We start from the raw sequence: 14534 nt of genomic DNA, 5'->3' as shown, positions 1-14534 counted from the left end.
CGGATGGTTGGCGGGTACCGGGTTGTTGCACCGGTCAGCGGATCCCGGCGATCCGTGCACCGAAGGAGAGATCGTGCACCACAACCGTCTGAAGACCGCCGCACTGCTCGGCCTGCTCTCCGCGCTGATCCTCGCGGTGGGCTACGGGTTCGGTGGCAGTGGCGGCCTGGTCATCGCCGTCCTCATTTCACTCGTCATGAACGGCGTCACCTACTTCTACTCCGACAAGCTCGCACTGCGCTCGATGGGTGCGCAACCGGTCACCGAGGCACAGTTCCCCGAGTTGTACCGGATGGTGCGGGAGTTGGCGACCGACGCCCGGCAGCCGATGCCGCGCCTGTACGTCAGCCCGACCGCGCAGCCCAACGCGTTCGCGACGGGTCGTAACCCGCAGCACGCGGCCGTCTGCGTGACCCAGGGCATCACCGAGATCCTCGACTACCGCGAGCTGCGTGGTGTGATCGGGCACGAGTTGTCCCACGTCTACAACCGGGACATCCTGATCTCCAGCGTGGCGGCCGGTCTGGCCAGCATCATCACCCTGCTGGCGAACCTGGCCTTCTTCATCCCGCTGGGCGGCGGGGACGACGAGGATCGGCCGAACCCGGCCGTGCTGCTGCTCACCCTGATCCTCGGCCCGATCGCGGCCACGGTCATCCAGTTGGCGATCAGCCGGAGTCGCGAGTTCCAGGCGGACGCCTCGGGCGCCGAGTTGAGCCGTGACCCGCTGGCCCTGGCCAGCGCGCTCCGCAAGATCGACGCGGTGGCCCGCCGCCGGCCGTTGCCGGCTCAGGGCCAGCTCACCAGCACCGCGCACCTGATGATCGCCAACCCGTTCCGGGGTGGCGGCATGGCCGCGCTCTTCTCCACCCACCCGAAGATGGAAGACCGCGTCGCCCGGCTGGAGCAGATGGCCGCCAACGCGGGGCCTGTGCAGTTCCAACGCTGACCCGCTGATTCACCGCCTCCGCCCGTACCCGCGCACGCCGGGTACGGGCGGAGTGCCGTATTTCGGTTGTCTGCCGGCACAGCGGTCGCGTTAGGGTCGTAACGGCTCACGCTCATTACATCTCTGGAGGTTTCCGGTGGCCGCGCTGCGTCAGTACCTCGGTGTCTGGCGGATTCCCGGCGCCCCGATGCTGCTGATCCTCGGCATCGTCGGGCGGCTCGGTATCGGCATGACCCCGCTGGCGCTGCTGCTGGTGGTCGAACAGGTGACCGGGCGATACGCGCTGGCCGCCATCGCGGGCGGAATCTACGCAGTCGCCGGTGCCGCCCTCAGCCCGGTGGCCGGGCGGATCGCCGACCGGGTCGGCCCCAGCCCCGTCCTGCTGGTCACGGCCGTGGCTCACCCGCTGGCGCTCATCGGGCTGCTGCTGGCCAGCCGCTCGGGCGACGACGCGCTCCCCGCCATCTACCTCGCCGCAGGCGTGGCCGGCGCCACCTACCCGCCGCTCACCGCCGCCATCCGCGGCGCCTGGAACGACCTGACCGGCCCAGGGTCCGGCCGCTACCCCCTGCGCAACACGGCGCTCGCCGCCGAGACCTCACTGTTCGAAATCGTCTTCGTACTCGGCCCGCTGCTCGTCGCCGGCTTCGTGCTCATCGCCGACGCGGCGGCAGCGCTGATCGGAGCGGCAGTGGTCACCCTGGTCGGCACCACCGCCGTGGCCCTCGGCCGGGTGATGCGCGGTTGGCGTCCGCACCCGCGCGAGCACCATGCCCGAGGGCTCGGCCCGCTGCGGGTCGCCGGCTTCCCCGCCCTGCTGGTCTGCGTGGCCGGCCTGGGCATCGCCTTCGGCGCCGCTGGGGTGATCGTCCCCGCGTACGCGAGCGGCCACACCACCGGCGACCCGGAGAGCCTGGCCGGCCTTCTCCTGGCCGTGTGGGGAATCGGCAGCGCCATCGGCGGATTCTGGTTCGGCGTCCGCAAGCCGGCGAAGAACATGACCCGGCAGTTCGCCCTGCTGCTCGCCGCGCTGGCCGCCACCTTCGCCGTGTTCGCGGTGATGCCCACCCCGCTGGCGCTGGGCGTCGCCCTGATCGTCGGCGGAGCGACAATCGCGCCCGCGCTGACCCTGGAGAACACCCTGGTCGGCCGGATCGCCCCAGCCGGCATGCTGAACGAGGCGTACACCTGGGTGGTCACCGTCGCGGTCGCGGCGAGCGCGGCCGGCGGCTCGGTGGCCGGCCTGATCGTGGATCACGCCGGTGGCGTCCGGTGGGCGTTCCTGTTCGCCGGGGCGGCCGTCGCCGTCGGGGCCGCGGTCGCCGCCCTGCCCGCCGGGCCCATCGCCCGCGCCGAAACCACAGCGGTACGCGCCGAAGACCTCGTCCCGGTCTGACCCGCCCCGACCCGGAGGCGCGGGTCGTTCTTGACCCTGGCCTTTGCTCGCGCGCTGCTCGGCGGCAGAGATGGCGTCACCCCACCGTCGGACTTGAGTGCGGCGGTCGCGGTCGAAGAGGGCCGCGAGGCGTGGCGCGGTCACGCCTGCTGCGCCGCGCGCCCCTCGGCCCGCCTCAACCGCCCACGGCGACCCGGTCACACCCGCGGGTGCCGACTCGGCCGCTCGTGCTGTCCGCGAGGGAAACAGGCGCGGACGTACGCCTGCACGTCCGCAGGGTTTCTGCGGTCGGGCCGCCTACCGGTAGTTGTCGAACTGGAGGGCGACGCCGAAATCCTCGCCCTTGAGCAGCGCGATGACGGCCTGGAGGTCGTCCCTCTTCTTACCGGTGACGCGCAGCTGGTCGCCCTGGATCTGCGCCTGTACGCCCTTGGGGCCCTCGTCGCGGATCTTCTTGCTGATGGCCTTGGCCTTGTCCTGCTCGATGCCCTCGACAACCTTGCAGTCGATCTTGAAAATCTTGCCCGACTGGCGCGGCTCGCCGGCGTCCAGCGCCTTCAGCGAGATGTTCCGCTTGATGAGCTTCTCCTTGAACACGTCCAGTACGGCACGAACGCGCTCCTCGGTCTCCGCCTGAAGGCCGATCGCCTCCTTGCTGGACCAGGAGATCTCCGCCCCGGTGCCGCGGAAGTCGAACCGAGTCGTGAGCTCCTTCGCCGCCTGCCGGACGGCGTTGTCGACCTCCTGGTGGTCAACCTTGCTCACAATGTCAAACGACGGGTTCGCTGCCATGTTTCTGCTCCTGCTGTCCGGCGGTCTGGGCCTGCCGTCGGCCACCGACCAGCGGCACGACCCCCTGACCGTACCCGGTTGCGTCGGCACCGGGGGGAGCCGCTATCCTTGCTTCCGCCGCCGCGTTACGACGCGGTGGGGTGCCCTGGCGGGTTGCCCGAGCGGCCAATGGGAGCGGACTGTAAATCCGTCGCGAAAGCTTCAGAGGTTCGAATCCTCTACCCGCCACCAGGTGCAGACACGGCCCCTGACCAGCAGGAATGCTGATCGGGGGCCGTTGTCGTTTGTCTGACGGGGTCCGGCTGAGTCCAGCCGATGATGACTGGTTGTGGGCAGATGGTGGGCAGGTCGATCTTGCCCCTCAGGGCTCCTCCGGCCTGCGGACGCTCGCGCTCTGGGGTAGTTGCCGGCTCGGCGCGAACCGTGCCTGGAGCGACCGGCTGAGGGCTGCTGGTGGGGTTCGCTGGCTGCGGGGCTAGGCCGGGGGCAAGCCAGTCCCGGGGTTGGACTGGCGCGGCAGTCGGAAGCCTCGGCCCTCGATCAGGTTGACCTGCCGGCTTCCGTGCCGCCTGGCCGTGGTCATGGCGCGTCTGGATCCGTCGACTTCGGGGCGGCGGTCCGGCGGCAGTCGGTGGCTCTCCGCCCCGGCGCCGGAGGCGACCGGGGCGGCTTGCCGCCGGCCGGCTCACCGCCCGCGCCGCGCGGAGCGCGGCGCCTTGATACAGAAGAGAGCATTTCGGCAGTAATTGAGTCGACTCTCCCCCTCTCAAGATCGGGCCATATCGGAGAAGGCCGCTTGAGCTGAGTCTCCTGAGTGAGTGGGTTGGGTACCTTGGCCCCGCAGTGGCATATTGACGACACAGCTACACCTTTTCGGTTGGTGTCTTCTCATGTAAAGTCACCCCAAAAATCTGAAGGGTGCGAGGAACTATGCGGCAGATCCGCCGATTTTCGGTCGAAGGACTTTTCGATAGCTCGCTTGCGCATGAGATCACCTTCTCGAAAGAGGGCCGCGTAACAATTATCTCCGGACCGAACGGTGTTGGTAAGACGCACACCCTAAGGCTAATTCACGCTATTCTGAGTCTGAATACCAACAGTCTCATGAGGATTCCCTTTGAAGTGGCCCGGATTAGATTCGCGGATGGGCGCTCGTTGTCCGCATTCCGCCACCCTCAGGAACGTGGTCGAGGAATTCGCCTAATCCTCGAGGGTGAGGGCCCGCGCGGTGGCAGGCTGGGGAGGGCTGAACTCCTCTCTGATCCGGTTTACGAGATAGCGCTCGATCGCTTTGTGCCCGACGGTGACGGGAAATTTCTAGATCGAAGAACCGGCCGCATTGTCACAGCCGCATTCTTGGACGATTATGTTCAGCACATGCGAATGAGGCAGAGGCGGGGTGCAATAAACGAGCAGCCTGCACTGTTCGGTGAGGATGTCCTAGCGGACCACGGGTGGCTTGGCGATCTGATCGAAAACCGCAACCCAATCTTTATCGACACCAAGCGGCTGGATACCCCTCAGGCGAAAGGGGGATCCGACGGTCCTCCTACCTCTCGGTCTCGCATTGACGAATACATCGAACAGGTTAAGGTTCAAGTAGCAGACGCTAGGCGGGCCTCTCTGGCGGTTACTCAGGAGTCAGATCAGACCTTTGCAAAAAGAGTCCTGAACCGATCAAAGAAAGTGATTCGCGGAGAAGACCTTAAGAGGCGATATGAGGACATCGCCGAACGAAGTGCGGAATTGTATAGAAGTGGCCTTTCGCAAACCTTGGTTGATGTGCAGTTTCCATCGAGTGCGGTCGACGAGACCGAGACACGAGTACTTTCGATTTTCATCGATGACTGGCAAAGTAAGTTGGAGCCACTGCTGCCTGTCAATGAAAAGCTCAAAGCGTTGCAGCGGATCGTTAACGATAAGTTCATTGGGAAGAGGCTCAGGCTCGACAAGACTGGGGCCTTGATCTTCGTTGCGACTAGTGATGAATCTGTCATCCCTGTAACGCTACTCTCCTCAGGGGAGCAGCATATTCTCGCGCTTTTTACAATGTTGCTTTTCTCGGCCCAGCCCGCCTCGGTTGTCCTCATTGATGAGCCAGAAATATCCCTTCATGCCGCTTGGAAGCACGCATTTCTAGACGACATTACCGAGGTCGCGAACATTGCTGACTTGCAGATTATCCTAGCAACACATTCAAGCGGGATAATTAACGGGCGTTGGGACTTGGTTCAAGAGCTCGGATCGAGTAGGTGAATCATGGTCTCATCGATTAGGTATTACGACCGAGTCGCCGATCGAATCAGGCAGCACCGACAGGCGGATGCGCGGCCTGTGGTCGTCGTGGAAGGGCCCACCGACGCGCGCTTTCTCCGGGCAGGATTCGATGACATGTATGTCATTTTTCCTACGGGCACTCGCAGTAGTGCTCTAGAGACGACAGAGCAGTTGGTCGCGTGGGGGATTCAAGGTGCCGCTTGTGTAGTGGATCGCGACTTTGACGGCACTGTAGCCGAGAAAGAAGGAAGTGATCTACCAGTATTCACTTACGAGAATGCAGATCTTGAGGCGATGATTTCTCATACGGACGCCTTTAGTGTCATGATCTACGAAATTGGTAGCGAGAAGAAGATTAAAGACTTGGGTGGGCCGGGCATTTTGGCAGGCTTGGTTCAAGAGGTGGCAGTGCCGGTGGCCCGACTACGTGCAGCGAACTGCAGGAATGGGTGGGGGTTGGCCTTTGACCAAGTTGATTTGGCCAGCAAGGTGGCGTTAAGGACCCTTATCTTCAATCTGAACGGTTACTGCACGGCTCTGCATCAAGCGAGTCAAGATCCGCCACCCATCGCAACGCTAATTTCAGTTGCGGATGGCTCTACTCCACTCGGGCCGGAACCTTTGTGTCCTCGCGGTTCTTCGCCGTACTACCGCGGACGGGACTTCCTGACCGTTGCGGGAGTCGGTCTGAGACACCAGTTTGGCTCTTGCCAAAAGGCTGCTACTGACGGCGAGCATTTGGCTGGTGTGATTAGGGCGATTGCGTGCAAGGCAGTCGGGAGCTCATCCTGGGGTAAAGATTTGCGGCATTTCATCGATGGCTTACAGCAGACGCGGACTTCCCGAGTTCCGAGGCCCCGGTAATAAACCGCTGCGGTTCGTGCTGCTTCTCCCTGTCGGGCGGGGCGGCATTCCGCCCGCCGCGTCATGCGGGCGACCTTGATGGTTCGTCTGCCGGCCGGCGGGCGCGGCAGCCTGCGGGTTGCGGCCCAATGAAGCATCTCACTGCTCCGTCCAGTATCGCCTTGTGACGGTTTGAACGATTCCGTGTCGTCGGGAAACGCTTTCTTGTTCAATCAATGAGGCCCCGACCTCTATTCCGAACAGTGCAGCAAGATCGTGGTCGGCAGGGACCACGCGTCGTCGGGTGTCCGATTCAGTGCCGTCTTCTGGCCCGTCTGTGCGATGGGCTGGCATTGCCGACGTCCCTCGGCCGTGTTCGGTAACCACCAAGCCTGCCTGGCGTAGTGCAGCTATTGCCTGACGAATCGTGCCACGTGCTGCCCTGAACTCGCCGGTGAGTGCGCCCTCGGTCGGTAGCAGAGCTCCGGCCGGGATGACGCCGCTCTCGATGCGTTTCCTCAGCTCGTTGGCGATGACGCGGTAGCGGGGCTGTCCGTAGTGCGGGGTGGGCACCTGCTCACCGTACCTGGCACTTGTCTTACCAAGTGCCAACCAAGTGACCTGTTTCGACGTATAGACAACTCGTCCACTTGTAGATACGTTTCCTGGTGTGCGGCTGGGGTGACGGCTCGTATCAGGGGTGGTCTCGCGTCGGCCCTGGTCGCACCTGATGCGCGGCGTCCTGTCGGACCGGTTGCGGTAGCCGCGCGTACAAGTTGGCTCGGCGATACCCGACCCGTCCGGCGTCGGACGGTGCGCCGTGCCTTCATCCGGGCCGGTGGCCGGCTGCATTCCCCCGTGGCTGGCCACCGGTCCCCGTCTACCTGTGGAGGTGCGATGTCTGGCTCTCATCGTCGGCACCATTGGCTCTCGTCCTGGTGGTCTCGGAGGCGCCCAACCGCCCGGCGTGCCAGCAGCATCGGTCGGTCGAGTTCTCGCGCGCCTTCTACGACCTCCTCGCCGCGGTGGTCAGCGGGCGCCACCCAGCAATTGCCTGTGCTCCGGTATGCGCCCCTAATGACACGGGCCCAGCTCTTCCGAGGCAACGGCGGGCGGTGGCTGCGATGAGTCGTGCGAACAAGCCGGCTGCGGTCACCAGCCATCCGGACTGGTGCGCCCCGGAGCGCTGCGGCTACCTGGTGCCGCCCGTGATGACGCACATGGCCCGCCGTCATCGCGGCCCCATGCAACGGGTCGGCGAGAGCCGGGCGGGCGGGCTCGTCGTCACGTACCTCATCAGCAGTGAGGCTCTGGGTGGCCCCACGGTCGGTGTCCACGTGACGTGCCGAGCCGGGAACGCCTGGGCGGAGCTGTCCTTGCCGCAGGCAGCCCAACTGGTTGAGCAACTTCGCGGATCCCTGGCCCAGGCCACTGGGCAGCAGGGGGCCAGCGATGAGTGAGGGTGCCGCCAGCCCAGAGAGGCCGTCGCCGTCGTCGGTCGCGCCGGTCGTGTGCCCGGTCTGGTGTCGAGGCTGTGGACCGAACGACCCGATGCACCGCGGGCTTCTCTCCACCATCGGACGGGAGCGGACCGGCTGGGTCACCGTCCAACTGATCGTCGACCGGTTCGCCCGCCGGGACCTGGCCGTGAAGCTCGATGCGACCCGATACGGCGGGACGCAGACCGTGCTTCTTTCGCCCGCGCAGGTGGACCGGCTCATCGACGAGCTGGTGTACGCCCAGCTGGAGATGCTGACACCGGCAGATGGCGGCGAGCGGGCCGGAGAGACGGGGTAGACGCCAACACCCGTCGGGGCTCAGCCGTTCCTCGTACTCCTGGCCTGCGTCCCGCGCGGCCACCGCGAGCAGCGGTAGCAGTGCCGCCGGTTCCTGAGCGGCCTGCCGGCGGGACCACCTGGCAGACGTTGGAACGTCTAGGGGGTACGGTGACCGGTGTGCAAGGCCGGGACTGGCGCCCTCGCTACCTGCAACTCGCCGAAGAGTTGCGGGCGAAGATCGTGAGCGGCGAACTGGCCCCCGGCACCCTGATGCCCAGCGAGACCGAGTTGGCCGACACCTCGGGCCTGTCGCGCACGAGCGTCCGCAACGCCATTCGGCAGCTTCGGGAATGGGGCCTGGTCCGGGCGGAGCAGGGGCGCGGCACCTACGTGCGGGCCCCCCGCCAGCGGGTGCGCCGTCGCAACACCGAGCGGTACCAGTGGGAGAAGGATCGCGTCCTGCTCGACGAAGACGAGCGGCTGAAGACTGGCGCCACCGAGCATGACACCGGCCTGACCGTCGACGACCTGAAGTTCCACGCCGAATATTCGCGGGTGGAAGCGGATGCGGAGATGGCAGCGGCCTTGCAAGTCGAGCCGGGCACTTCGCTGCTACGCCGGGTCTACTGGACGTCCTCGCGGCATGAGAACGCGCCGCTGACCGTGTCGTACTCCTACCTGCCGTACGACCTGGTGGCCGCGAACCCGGACCTGCTCGATGCGGGCAAGGAGCCGTGGCCGGGCGGCACGCAGCACCAGCTCTACACGCTGGGCGTCGAGTTGGACAGGATCGACGACGAGATCCGCGCTCGCCCTCCGTCGCCCGACGAGGCCGAGTTGCTGGACATCGACCCCGGCGTCTCCGTGCTCACCGTCCGGAAGACCTCGATCGACACCACGGGTCGCGTCGTTGAGGTCGCCGACGTGGTGATGCCGGGCGACCGCACCGAGCTTGTCTACTCCCACAAACTCCAGCGGTGGAGAACTTGACCCAGCTCGTCTCGGTCATCACCCCGGTCCACGCGCCCAGCATCGAGCACCTGCCTGGCGCCTACGAGTCGTTGGCCAAGCAGGAGATGCCTGATGGTTGGGACTGGGAATGGCTCGTCCAGGAGGACGGGCAGACCGGCGCCCTGGTCGACGCGCTGCCTGACGATCCCCGGATCAGTCTGGGCACAGGCCGACCCGGTGGGCCTGGTGTTGCCCGTACCCTCGCGCTTTCCCGAGTCTCCGGGGCACTCATCAAGGTGCTGGACGCCGACGACCAGTTGACTCCCGGCGCGCTCGCCCGGGACATCGCCGCGTTCGACGCGCACCCGCAGATCGGCTGGACCACCTCGCGGGTACTCGACCTGCTGCCCGACGGCTCGACCGCCGGATGGGACAAGGACCCGGCCGGCGGGGTCATCGACCGCGGTTCGGTCCTAGCGTTCTGGAAGGCCAACGACTACCGGGCATCGGTACACCCGGCGACCCTTTGCCTGCGCCGGGATCTCGTCCTTGCCCTGGGCGGCTGGATGGCGCTGCCCGCCTCCGAGGACACCGGCCTCCTGCTCGCCGCGAACGCGGTCACTGCGGGCTACTTCACCCGGGAGTACGGCCTGCTCTACCGCAAGTGGCCCGGCCAGGTGACCAGCCAGGCCGCGCACCGGGAACCGGCCGAGTACCGGGCGCGGATGAGGATCATCGAGGCCCGAGCCAACGCCCTGGCCTCGATGATCCCGAACGGCTTCGGCGGCAGCGCTACGGCGTAGCCTCGTGCCCCGGCATCCCGTGGGTACGCCGCCGCTCCTTCATCTCCGCCTCGAAGATGTGCCGCCGACCGCCGGCCAGCTTCTCCCGCGCGTCCCGCTCGATTTCCTGGAACGTGGCGTAGTAGCCGTCGTCGAACTCCTCCACGATCTGGAACGTCCAGCGGCCAGGTAGCACGTTTCGCCCCAACAGCTCGTGCTCGACCCGGTCGGCCGTCTCGTCGTGCCCGGCCTCGCGAAGCAGATTTACCATCCGGTCAAGGGTGAGATCAGCGCCGCCGACGAGTTGGTGCGCCGAGTAGAGGTGCCCTCGCACCCGATGGATCGTCTCCAGAGCCTTGTTCAACTCGCCCAACGCTTCGACGGTCGCGTCGTCGACACCCGCCGGCCGTGAGTCTTCCTTATCCATTGAATGCGCATGGCGATGCATTGGCTTAGCCTGTCCAGTAAGCCTGTTATTGCGCGCTTGCCCCACGCAGGCAGTGCAGCTGCAATGAAGTCTGGAGCTGCAGATGCTCGCGCCAAGGTGTCGAGTGCCGGTACCTCACTCCCAAATCAAAAAACTGACCTCAAGCACGCATATCTCCCCCGTGAATCGCTCGCGTTCCCGCTCGCTAGTGAGATACTTTTCGCACATGCTTATCTTTGATACCACCAGCTTGCCGTAGCGGCCCTCGCTGGTTCGTGCGCAGAACGAGGATTCCGGCTTCATTTGAGAAGTCGCAACTAGCGATGACCAGGCGGCCTCGGGGATTTGGGTGCAGCCATGCAGGGATGGTGGGCCATTCGTCAAGGAAGCAAAAGTTGCTCCATTGGCCCCGCCTAAGGAGTTGGCGGTAAGCACGAGATCTGTATCGTCTTTAAGATCGTAATGCAACTGGTTTTCATCCATCTCCCAGTAGTTATGTTTTATAAAATTGTTACCATGTTCATCCATGTTTTGGAGCCGAGGACTACCGCTGCTATGTGTTACTTCCCGCCTCGGCGCTCCCGATGGATCGGCGGGCGCATTATCGCTGCTTGAAATCACAGAAGGTGCGGGTGGGCTCGTGTCTGTGCTCTGAGGGAAAGAGGGGTTCGACCCTACGGTTGTCGCGGTGGTCGGTTGAAGTGACGGAGGGGGCGCTGGGTCAGGCTTGACCGGAAAGAGCCACGCAATCAAGGCGACAAGAGCACTGAAAAGCCCTACCACGGCCCCGATGCCGGCCCACTCGCCTCTCCCTAGATGCTGGCGGAAGCGCCCGCTCTGTGGCGGTTCGCGACTATCGCTCACGATCAACCTCACTCCACACGCGACAGACTCACAACTTAGCGTCGCGTGATCGCCCCTGGCGCCCCGGCAAACGGGCCGACAAGGTCACCGCGTTCTTCGGCTGCCTCTACTACGCGGGGATGCGGCCCTCGGAAGCCGCGGACCTACGGCGGGAGGACTGCGATCTTGCCGGCGGGTGCGCCGACTGCGGGGCCGACTTCGACGACCTGGCGGCGGTCAAGCCTTCCCGGTCCTGCGACCACGAGAAGATCGAATATCGCTGGGGCCGCCTGGTGCTCGCCGGCACCTCGCCGCGCGCCGGGTCGCACTGGACCGATGACGGCGGTTCGCACGAGCGGCGCGGACTCAAGCACCGGGGGAGGGCGGAGACTCGTACGGTCCCGATCCCGCCCCGGCTCGTCGAGCTGCTGTGCGCGCACGTCGAGAATCACGGAGTCGGCCCGGACGGTCGGTTCTTCCGGGGCCTGCACGGTGGGCCGCTGTCGGAGTCGGTCTACGACCGGTGGTGGAAGCTCGCCCGCGAGAAGGCGTTGACGGAATCGCAGGTCGCCTCGCCGCTCGTCCGCCGGCCCTACGACCTGCGGCACGCGGCGGCCTCGCTCTGGCTGAATGCCGGCGTCCCGCCGACGGAGGTCGCCCGGCGTTTGGGCCACGGTGTCGCCGTCCTGCTCCGCGTCTACGCCAACTGCATCGACGGGGGAGACGACACGATGAACGACAAGATCGGCGACGCGCTCGGATGACTCGCCCGCCCGCCAATCTGACTGGCACTGCGGTGTCGGGCCAGAATGTCCGAGTGATCGTCACAGGAGCGTTGCCTTACGCGACGCCGTCGGCGTTGGGTCTGGTCGCAGTCCTACTGGTGGTTATCAAGTGACGGAGCTGGTGGCCCAGGGCAGACGGTCGGTGCAGCGTAAGGTGACTCCCCCGGTTCTGGCTGGGTCCGCAATGGGGATGGCGGCCTTCATCGCCGACCTCGTGCCGGAAACCGTGGGTAGGTTTCTCGTGCCAGCCTTCAGCTCGGGATTCGCCTGGGGCATGGTGGCCCTCGTCGTGAGCTACTACGTCCCGACTCTGAGGTCCGCCCTCGCCGCTGGGGTGGGCACACTCGCCCTGGCAACCCTGACCTACTACGGCCTCATCGCCTCACTGAGCCGGCAGTGGCTCAGCGGTTCGGCGCCACCACCGGACGGGTTCGGCTCCATCATGCGCGCGTCGGCCCTCTGGCTGGCTGGTTCGTTGTTTGGCGGATTGGTGCTTGGGTACCTCGCCCACGTCTTCAGGACGGGCACTACCCGCAACGCCGGGATTGCTCTCGGCGTAGCGCTTGGGCTGCTTGCCGGGGAGGCGGCCTACACCGTCCTGCACATGGCGTTCGTCTGGGTCGGTCCCATGGATTCCTTCGTCTGGACGAGGCTGGGGACGGCAATGGTGCAACTTCTCCTTGCGGCAGTAGCCGCGCTCGTTGCGTTACGGCTCCGCCGGCCACCGGTCTCACTGCGGGTCTTCTTGATGGCCGCCGCGGTGTCGACGGTGGCGAGCATCGCGAGTTGGCATCTCATCGACTCGGTTCGGATGACGCTGTAGCCGCGAGCGGCGTCCTGGGAGCAAAGCTCCATCCGTGGGCAGATGGTGGGCGGCTCTCCCTTGGACGGGCGATTGGAAGGCAGAAACGGCAGCTCAGTGACTGTGCCCCAGCCAAGATCACGGACGCCCTGCAAATCCGTCGCAAAAGCTTCAGAGGTTCGAATCCTCTACCCGCCACCAGGTGCAGACGCGGCCCCTGACCAGCAGAGATGCTGATCGGGGGCCCTTGTCGTTGATCTAGTCTGGGGCGCACTTCGCTGATGTAGGTACGCCGTGGGCAAGCGAGTCCCACGGTTGGACTGGCGCGGCGGCCGTAAGCCCAGACCCTCGGCCCCAGTTCACCCGTCCTGCTTCCGCACCGCCTGCCGCGATCGTGTCGCCTGGCTGACACGCCGGCCAGGCCCGTGGCGCAGACAAGTGTGGCCCTGGGCGCGGGACGATGCAGGCGACAATGACGATCTCAACGAGCAGTGATGCTCCGTGTGCCGAGCGATGAGTTCCATCTTGACCTATACGTCGATGATCTGCTTATGTTGATGTCATGACTAAGCCATCCGCGCCGATGCGTGAACCCACCTATTTCATCCTCGCCGCGTTGCAGGACGAGCCGTTGCACGGCTACGCCATCGTCAAGCGCGCGCTGGAGTTGTCCGACGGGCGAGTGCGGTTGACGACCGGCACGCTGTACGCCGCGCTGGACCGGCTCACCGGCGAGGAGATGGTGCGGGTGGCCGAGGAGACGGTGGTCAACGGTCGCGCCCGTCGCACGTACGAGTTGACGGAGCGCGGGTTGTCCGCGCTGCACGAGGAGGCCGCGCGGCTGATCGCCGCGGCTCGGGTCGTTCGAGACCGTTCCGTACGGTCGGCGGCCGCGACTGTTCGGACGGCGCCGGCATGACCGGCCTGGAGCGCCGCTACCGGTGGCTGCTGCGCGCGTACCCGCGGGCCTACCGGCAGTACCGCGCCGACGAGATGCTGGAAACGCTGCTGGTCGCGGGCGAGACGGACCGGAGGCACCCGAGGCTCCGGGAGTCCCTCGCGCTCGTGGTGGGAGGTCTGCGGGTCCGCTCCGGTGTGGACCGGCTCGGCTCCGGGGAGGCCCTGCGGTACTCCGCGCTGCGACTGACCACGCTGTCGCTGCTCGTGTGCGGCGTTGCACTCGCGGCTCTGCCTCTCCTGTGGCGCTTGTGGATGCTGGTGCCGGGTGAATCCGCCAGCTTCGAGTATGAGGGGAGTCTGGTCACGCCCGCATTGCTGCTTCTCGCTCTGGCGGCTGCGGCCTGGGCTCGTTACCGTCTCGCGCTCGCCATGACGATCGGCGCCTTCGGCGCGGAGATCTGGTACGCCGTGGCGAATGAGCCGTGGTATCTGGAGCCGTGGGCGGGGCTTGACACTCTGCTGGGGGTTCGGACGGGTCTCTACCTGCCCATGCAACCCTCGATGTGGGCGTGCGAGATGGCCGCACTGACGATGGTGCCGCTGCTTCGGGCGCGCCAGTCACGGGCGGCGCGGCCATGGATCTGGCTTGTCGTCGTGGCAATGACCACCGCCGTCGTGACGCCTAATCCGCTCAATGGCTGGGTCAACCAGTTGACCCTGCCGGTCATCGTCGCCGCGGGGCTGGTGGCGGCTCTCGTGGGCGCGGCGCTCGATGTGCGGATATCGATCGCTGCCAGCGCAGTCCTCCTGGCGCTACTCCTGCCCATGGTGGCCGACAAGCAAAACCATTGGGTGCTTTACGGTCTGGAGGAGTTCGGGCCGCGAGACGTTCTTCTCGGAGCCGTGCTCGGTGTTTTGGCAATCAACATCGCGGTCAGCCGATTGGCCGCCCGGCGGCAAGTCGCCCTCTGAGCAGCGTGGCATCCGATGATCGCGGAACGCAGGAGGG

At 65.8% G+C, this 14534-nt stretch carries 15 protein-coding genes and 1 tRNA gene; 12 read left to right on the top strand and 4 right to left on the bottom strand.

Features of this window, described 5'->3' with window-relative positions:
• Window positions 1–73 precede the first annotated feature (73 nt).
• Both htpX and AB0C25_RS06430 read left to right on the top strand, forming a co-directional pair.
• Entirely contained in the window at window positions 74–949 is an 876-nt protein-coding gene (htpX, locus tag AB0C25_RS06435; protein ID WP_357253621.1) for a zinc metalloprotease HtpX, read from the top strand.
• 136 nt (window positions 950–1085) lie between these two features.
• Complete coding sequence (locus tag AB0C25_RS06430) at window positions 1086–2345, top strand: MFS transporter (protein WP_357370249.1); 1260 nt, start codon at window positions 1086–1088, stop codon at window positions 2343–2345.
• Between the two features lie 297 nt (window positions 2346–2642).
• On the opposite strand, the gene AB0C25_RS06425 is transcribed toward AB0C25_RS06430, so the two are convergent.
• A complete protein-coding gene (locus AB0C25_RS06425; RefSeq protein ID WP_357253617.1) occupies window positions 2643–3137 on the bottom strand; it encodes a YajQ family cyclic di-GMP-binding protein in 495 nt (164 codons plus the stop codon).
• Window positions 3138–3284: 147 nt separating this feature from the next.
• Here AB0C25_RS06425 and AB0C25_RS06420 point away from each other — a divergent pair.
• Both AB0C25_RS06420 and AB0C25_RS06415 read left to right on the top strand, forming a co-directional pair.
• A tRNA-Tyr gene (locus AB0C25_RS06420) sits at window positions 3285–3368 on the top strand.
• A gap of 873 nt (window positions 3369–4241) precedes the next feature.
• Window positions 4242–5393 carry an AAA family ATPase gene (locus tag AB0C25_RS06415; protein WP_357370247.1) on the top strand — a complete coding sequence of 384 codons (1152 nt, stop codon included), beginning with the start codon at window positions 4242–4244 and terminating at the stop codon, window positions 5391–5393.
• A 1023-nt stretch (window positions 5394–6416) separates the two neighbouring features.
• Here AB0C25_RS06415 and AB0C25_RS06410 read toward each other — a convergent pair.
• Window positions 6417–7109, bottom strand: a complete 693-nt coding sequence (locus tag AB0C25_RS06410; RefSeq protein WP_357370245.1) for a GntR family transcriptional regulator — start codon at window positions 7107–7109, stop codon at window positions 6417–6419.
• 272 nt (window positions 7110–7381) lie between these two features.
• Here AB0C25_RS06410 and AB0C25_RS06405 point away from each other — a divergent pair, with 272 nt between their 5' ends.
• The 4 genes from AB0C25_RS06405 to AB0C25_RS06390 all read left to right on the top strand — a co-directional run bounded on the left by AB0C25_RS06405 (window position 7382) and on the right by AB0C25_RS06390 (window position 9789).
• Window positions 7382–7717 carry a hypothetical protein gene (locus AB0C25_RS06405; protein WP_357370243.1) on the top strand — a complete coding sequence of 112 codons (336 nt, stop codon included), beginning with the start codon at window positions 7382–7384 and terminating at the stop codon, window positions 7715–7717.
• A gap of 91 nt (window positions 7718–7808) precedes the next feature.
• Window positions 7809–8054: a precorrin-4 C11-methyltransferase gene (locus AB0C25_RS06400; protein WP_357370241.1), complete on the top strand. Its 246-nt coding sequence runs from the start codon at window positions 7809–7811 to the stop codon at window positions 8052–8054.
• Window positions 8055–8203: 149 nt separating this feature from the next.
• Entirely contained in the window at window positions 8204–9025 is an 822-nt protein-coding gene (locus AB0C25_RS06395; RefSeq protein ID WP_357370239.1) for a GntR family transcriptional regulator, read from the top strand.
• Window positions 9013–9789 carry a glycosyltransferase gene (locus AB0C25_RS06390; protein WP_357370237.1) on the top strand — a complete coding sequence of 259 codons (777 nt, stop codon included), beginning with the start codon at window positions 9013–9015 and terminating at the stop codon, window positions 9787–9789. The genes AB0C25_RS06395 and AB0C25_RS06390 overlap by 13 nt, the downstream gene beginning before the upstream one ends.
• On the opposite strand, the gene AB0C25_RS06385 is transcribed toward AB0C25_RS06390, so the two are convergent.
• Complete coding sequence (locus AB0C25_RS06385; protein ID WP_357370235.1) at window positions 9779–10216, bottom strand: hypothetical protein; 438 nt, start codon at window positions 10214–10216, stop codon at window positions 9779–9781. The genes AB0C25_RS06390 and AB0C25_RS06385 overlap by 11 nt on opposite strands.
• 114 nt (window positions 10217–10330) lie before the next feature.
• Window positions 10331–10723, bottom strand: coding sequence for a hypothetical protein (locus AB0C25_RS06380; protein WP_357370233.1), 393 nt, complete (start codon window positions 10721–10723; stop codon window positions 10331–10333).
• Window positions 10724–11034: 311 nt separating this feature from the next.
• Between AB0C25_RS06380 and AB0C25_RS06375 the strand changes: the two genes are divergently transcribed.
• From AB0C25_RS06375 to AB0C25_RS06360, 4 genes are all read left to right on the top strand, one after another.
• Window positions 11035–11802: a tyrosine-type recombinase/integrase gene (locus tag AB0C25_RS06375; protein ID WP_357370231.1), complete on the top strand. Its 768-nt coding sequence runs from the start codon at window positions 11035–11037 to the stop codon at window positions 11800–11802.
• A gap of 130 nt (window positions 11803–11932) precedes the next feature.
• Window positions 11933–12646, top strand: coding sequence for a DUF6518 family protein (locus AB0C25_RS06370; RefSeq protein WP_357370229.1), 714 nt, complete (start codon window positions 11933–11935; stop codon window positions 12644–12646).
• Between the two features lie 541 nt (window positions 12647–13187).
• Entirely contained in the window at window positions 13188–13544 is a 357-nt protein-coding gene (locus AB0C25_RS06365; protein ID WP_357370227.1) for a PadR family transcriptional regulator, read from the top strand.
• A complete protein-coding gene (locus AB0C25_RS06360; RefSeq protein ID WP_357370225.1) occupies window positions 13541–14497 on the top strand; it encodes a hypothetical protein in 957 nt (318 codons plus the stop codon). Before AB0C25_RS06365 ends, AB0C25_RS06360 begins: the two co-directional genes overlap by 4 nt.
• Window positions 14498–14534: the final 37 nt, after the last annotated feature.

The organism is Micromonospora sp. NPDC048839, assembly GCF_040649915.1.
Taxonomy (GTDB): Bacteria; Actinomycetota; Actinomycetes; order Mycobacteriales; family Micromonosporaceae; genus Micromonospora.
Note: the sequence above shows the minus strand (reverse complement) of the source record. Positions and strands in the feature narration are given on the sequence as shown.

Excerpts from the sequence above, each read along its gene's own strand:
- AB0C25_RS06360 (WP_357370225.1), top strand. The coding sequence starts at position 13,541 with ATGACCGGCCTGGAGCGCCGCTACCGGTGGCTGCTGCGCGCGTACCCG.
- AB0C25_RS06405 (WP_357370243.1), top strand. The coding sequence starts at position 7,382 with ATGAGTCGTGCGAACAAGCCGGCTGCGGTCACCAGCCATCCGGACTGG.
- AB0C25_RS06410 (WP_357370245.1), bottom strand. The coding sequence starts at position 7,109 with ATGCAGCCGGCCACCGGCCCGGATGAAGGCACGGCGCACCGTCCGACG.
- AB0C25_RS06425 (WP_357253617.1), bottom strand. The coding sequence starts at position 3,137 with ATGGCAGCGAACCCGTCGTTTGACATTGTGAGCAAGGTTGACCACCAG.
- AB0C25_RS06380 (WP_357370233.1), bottom strand. The coding sequence starts at position 10,723 with ATGGATGAACATGGTAACAATTTTATAAAACATAACTACTGGGAGATG.
- AB0C25_RS06400 (WP_357370241.1), top strand. The coding sequence starts at position 7,809 with ATGCACCGCGGGCTTCTCTCCACCATCGGACGGGAGCGGACCGGCTGG.
- AB0C25_RS06385 (WP_357370235.1), bottom strand. The coding sequence starts at position 10,216 with ATGCATCGCCATGCGCATTCAATGGATAAGGAAGACTCACGGCCGGCG.
- AB0C25_RS06365 (WP_357370227.1), top strand. The coding sequence starts at position 13,188 with ATGACTAAGCCATCCGCGCCGATGCGTGAACCCACCTATTTCATCCTC.
- AB0C25_RS06415 (WP_357370247.1), top strand. The coding sequence starts at position 4,242 with ATGAGGATTCCCTTTGAAGTGGCCCGGATTAGATTCGCGGATGGGCGC.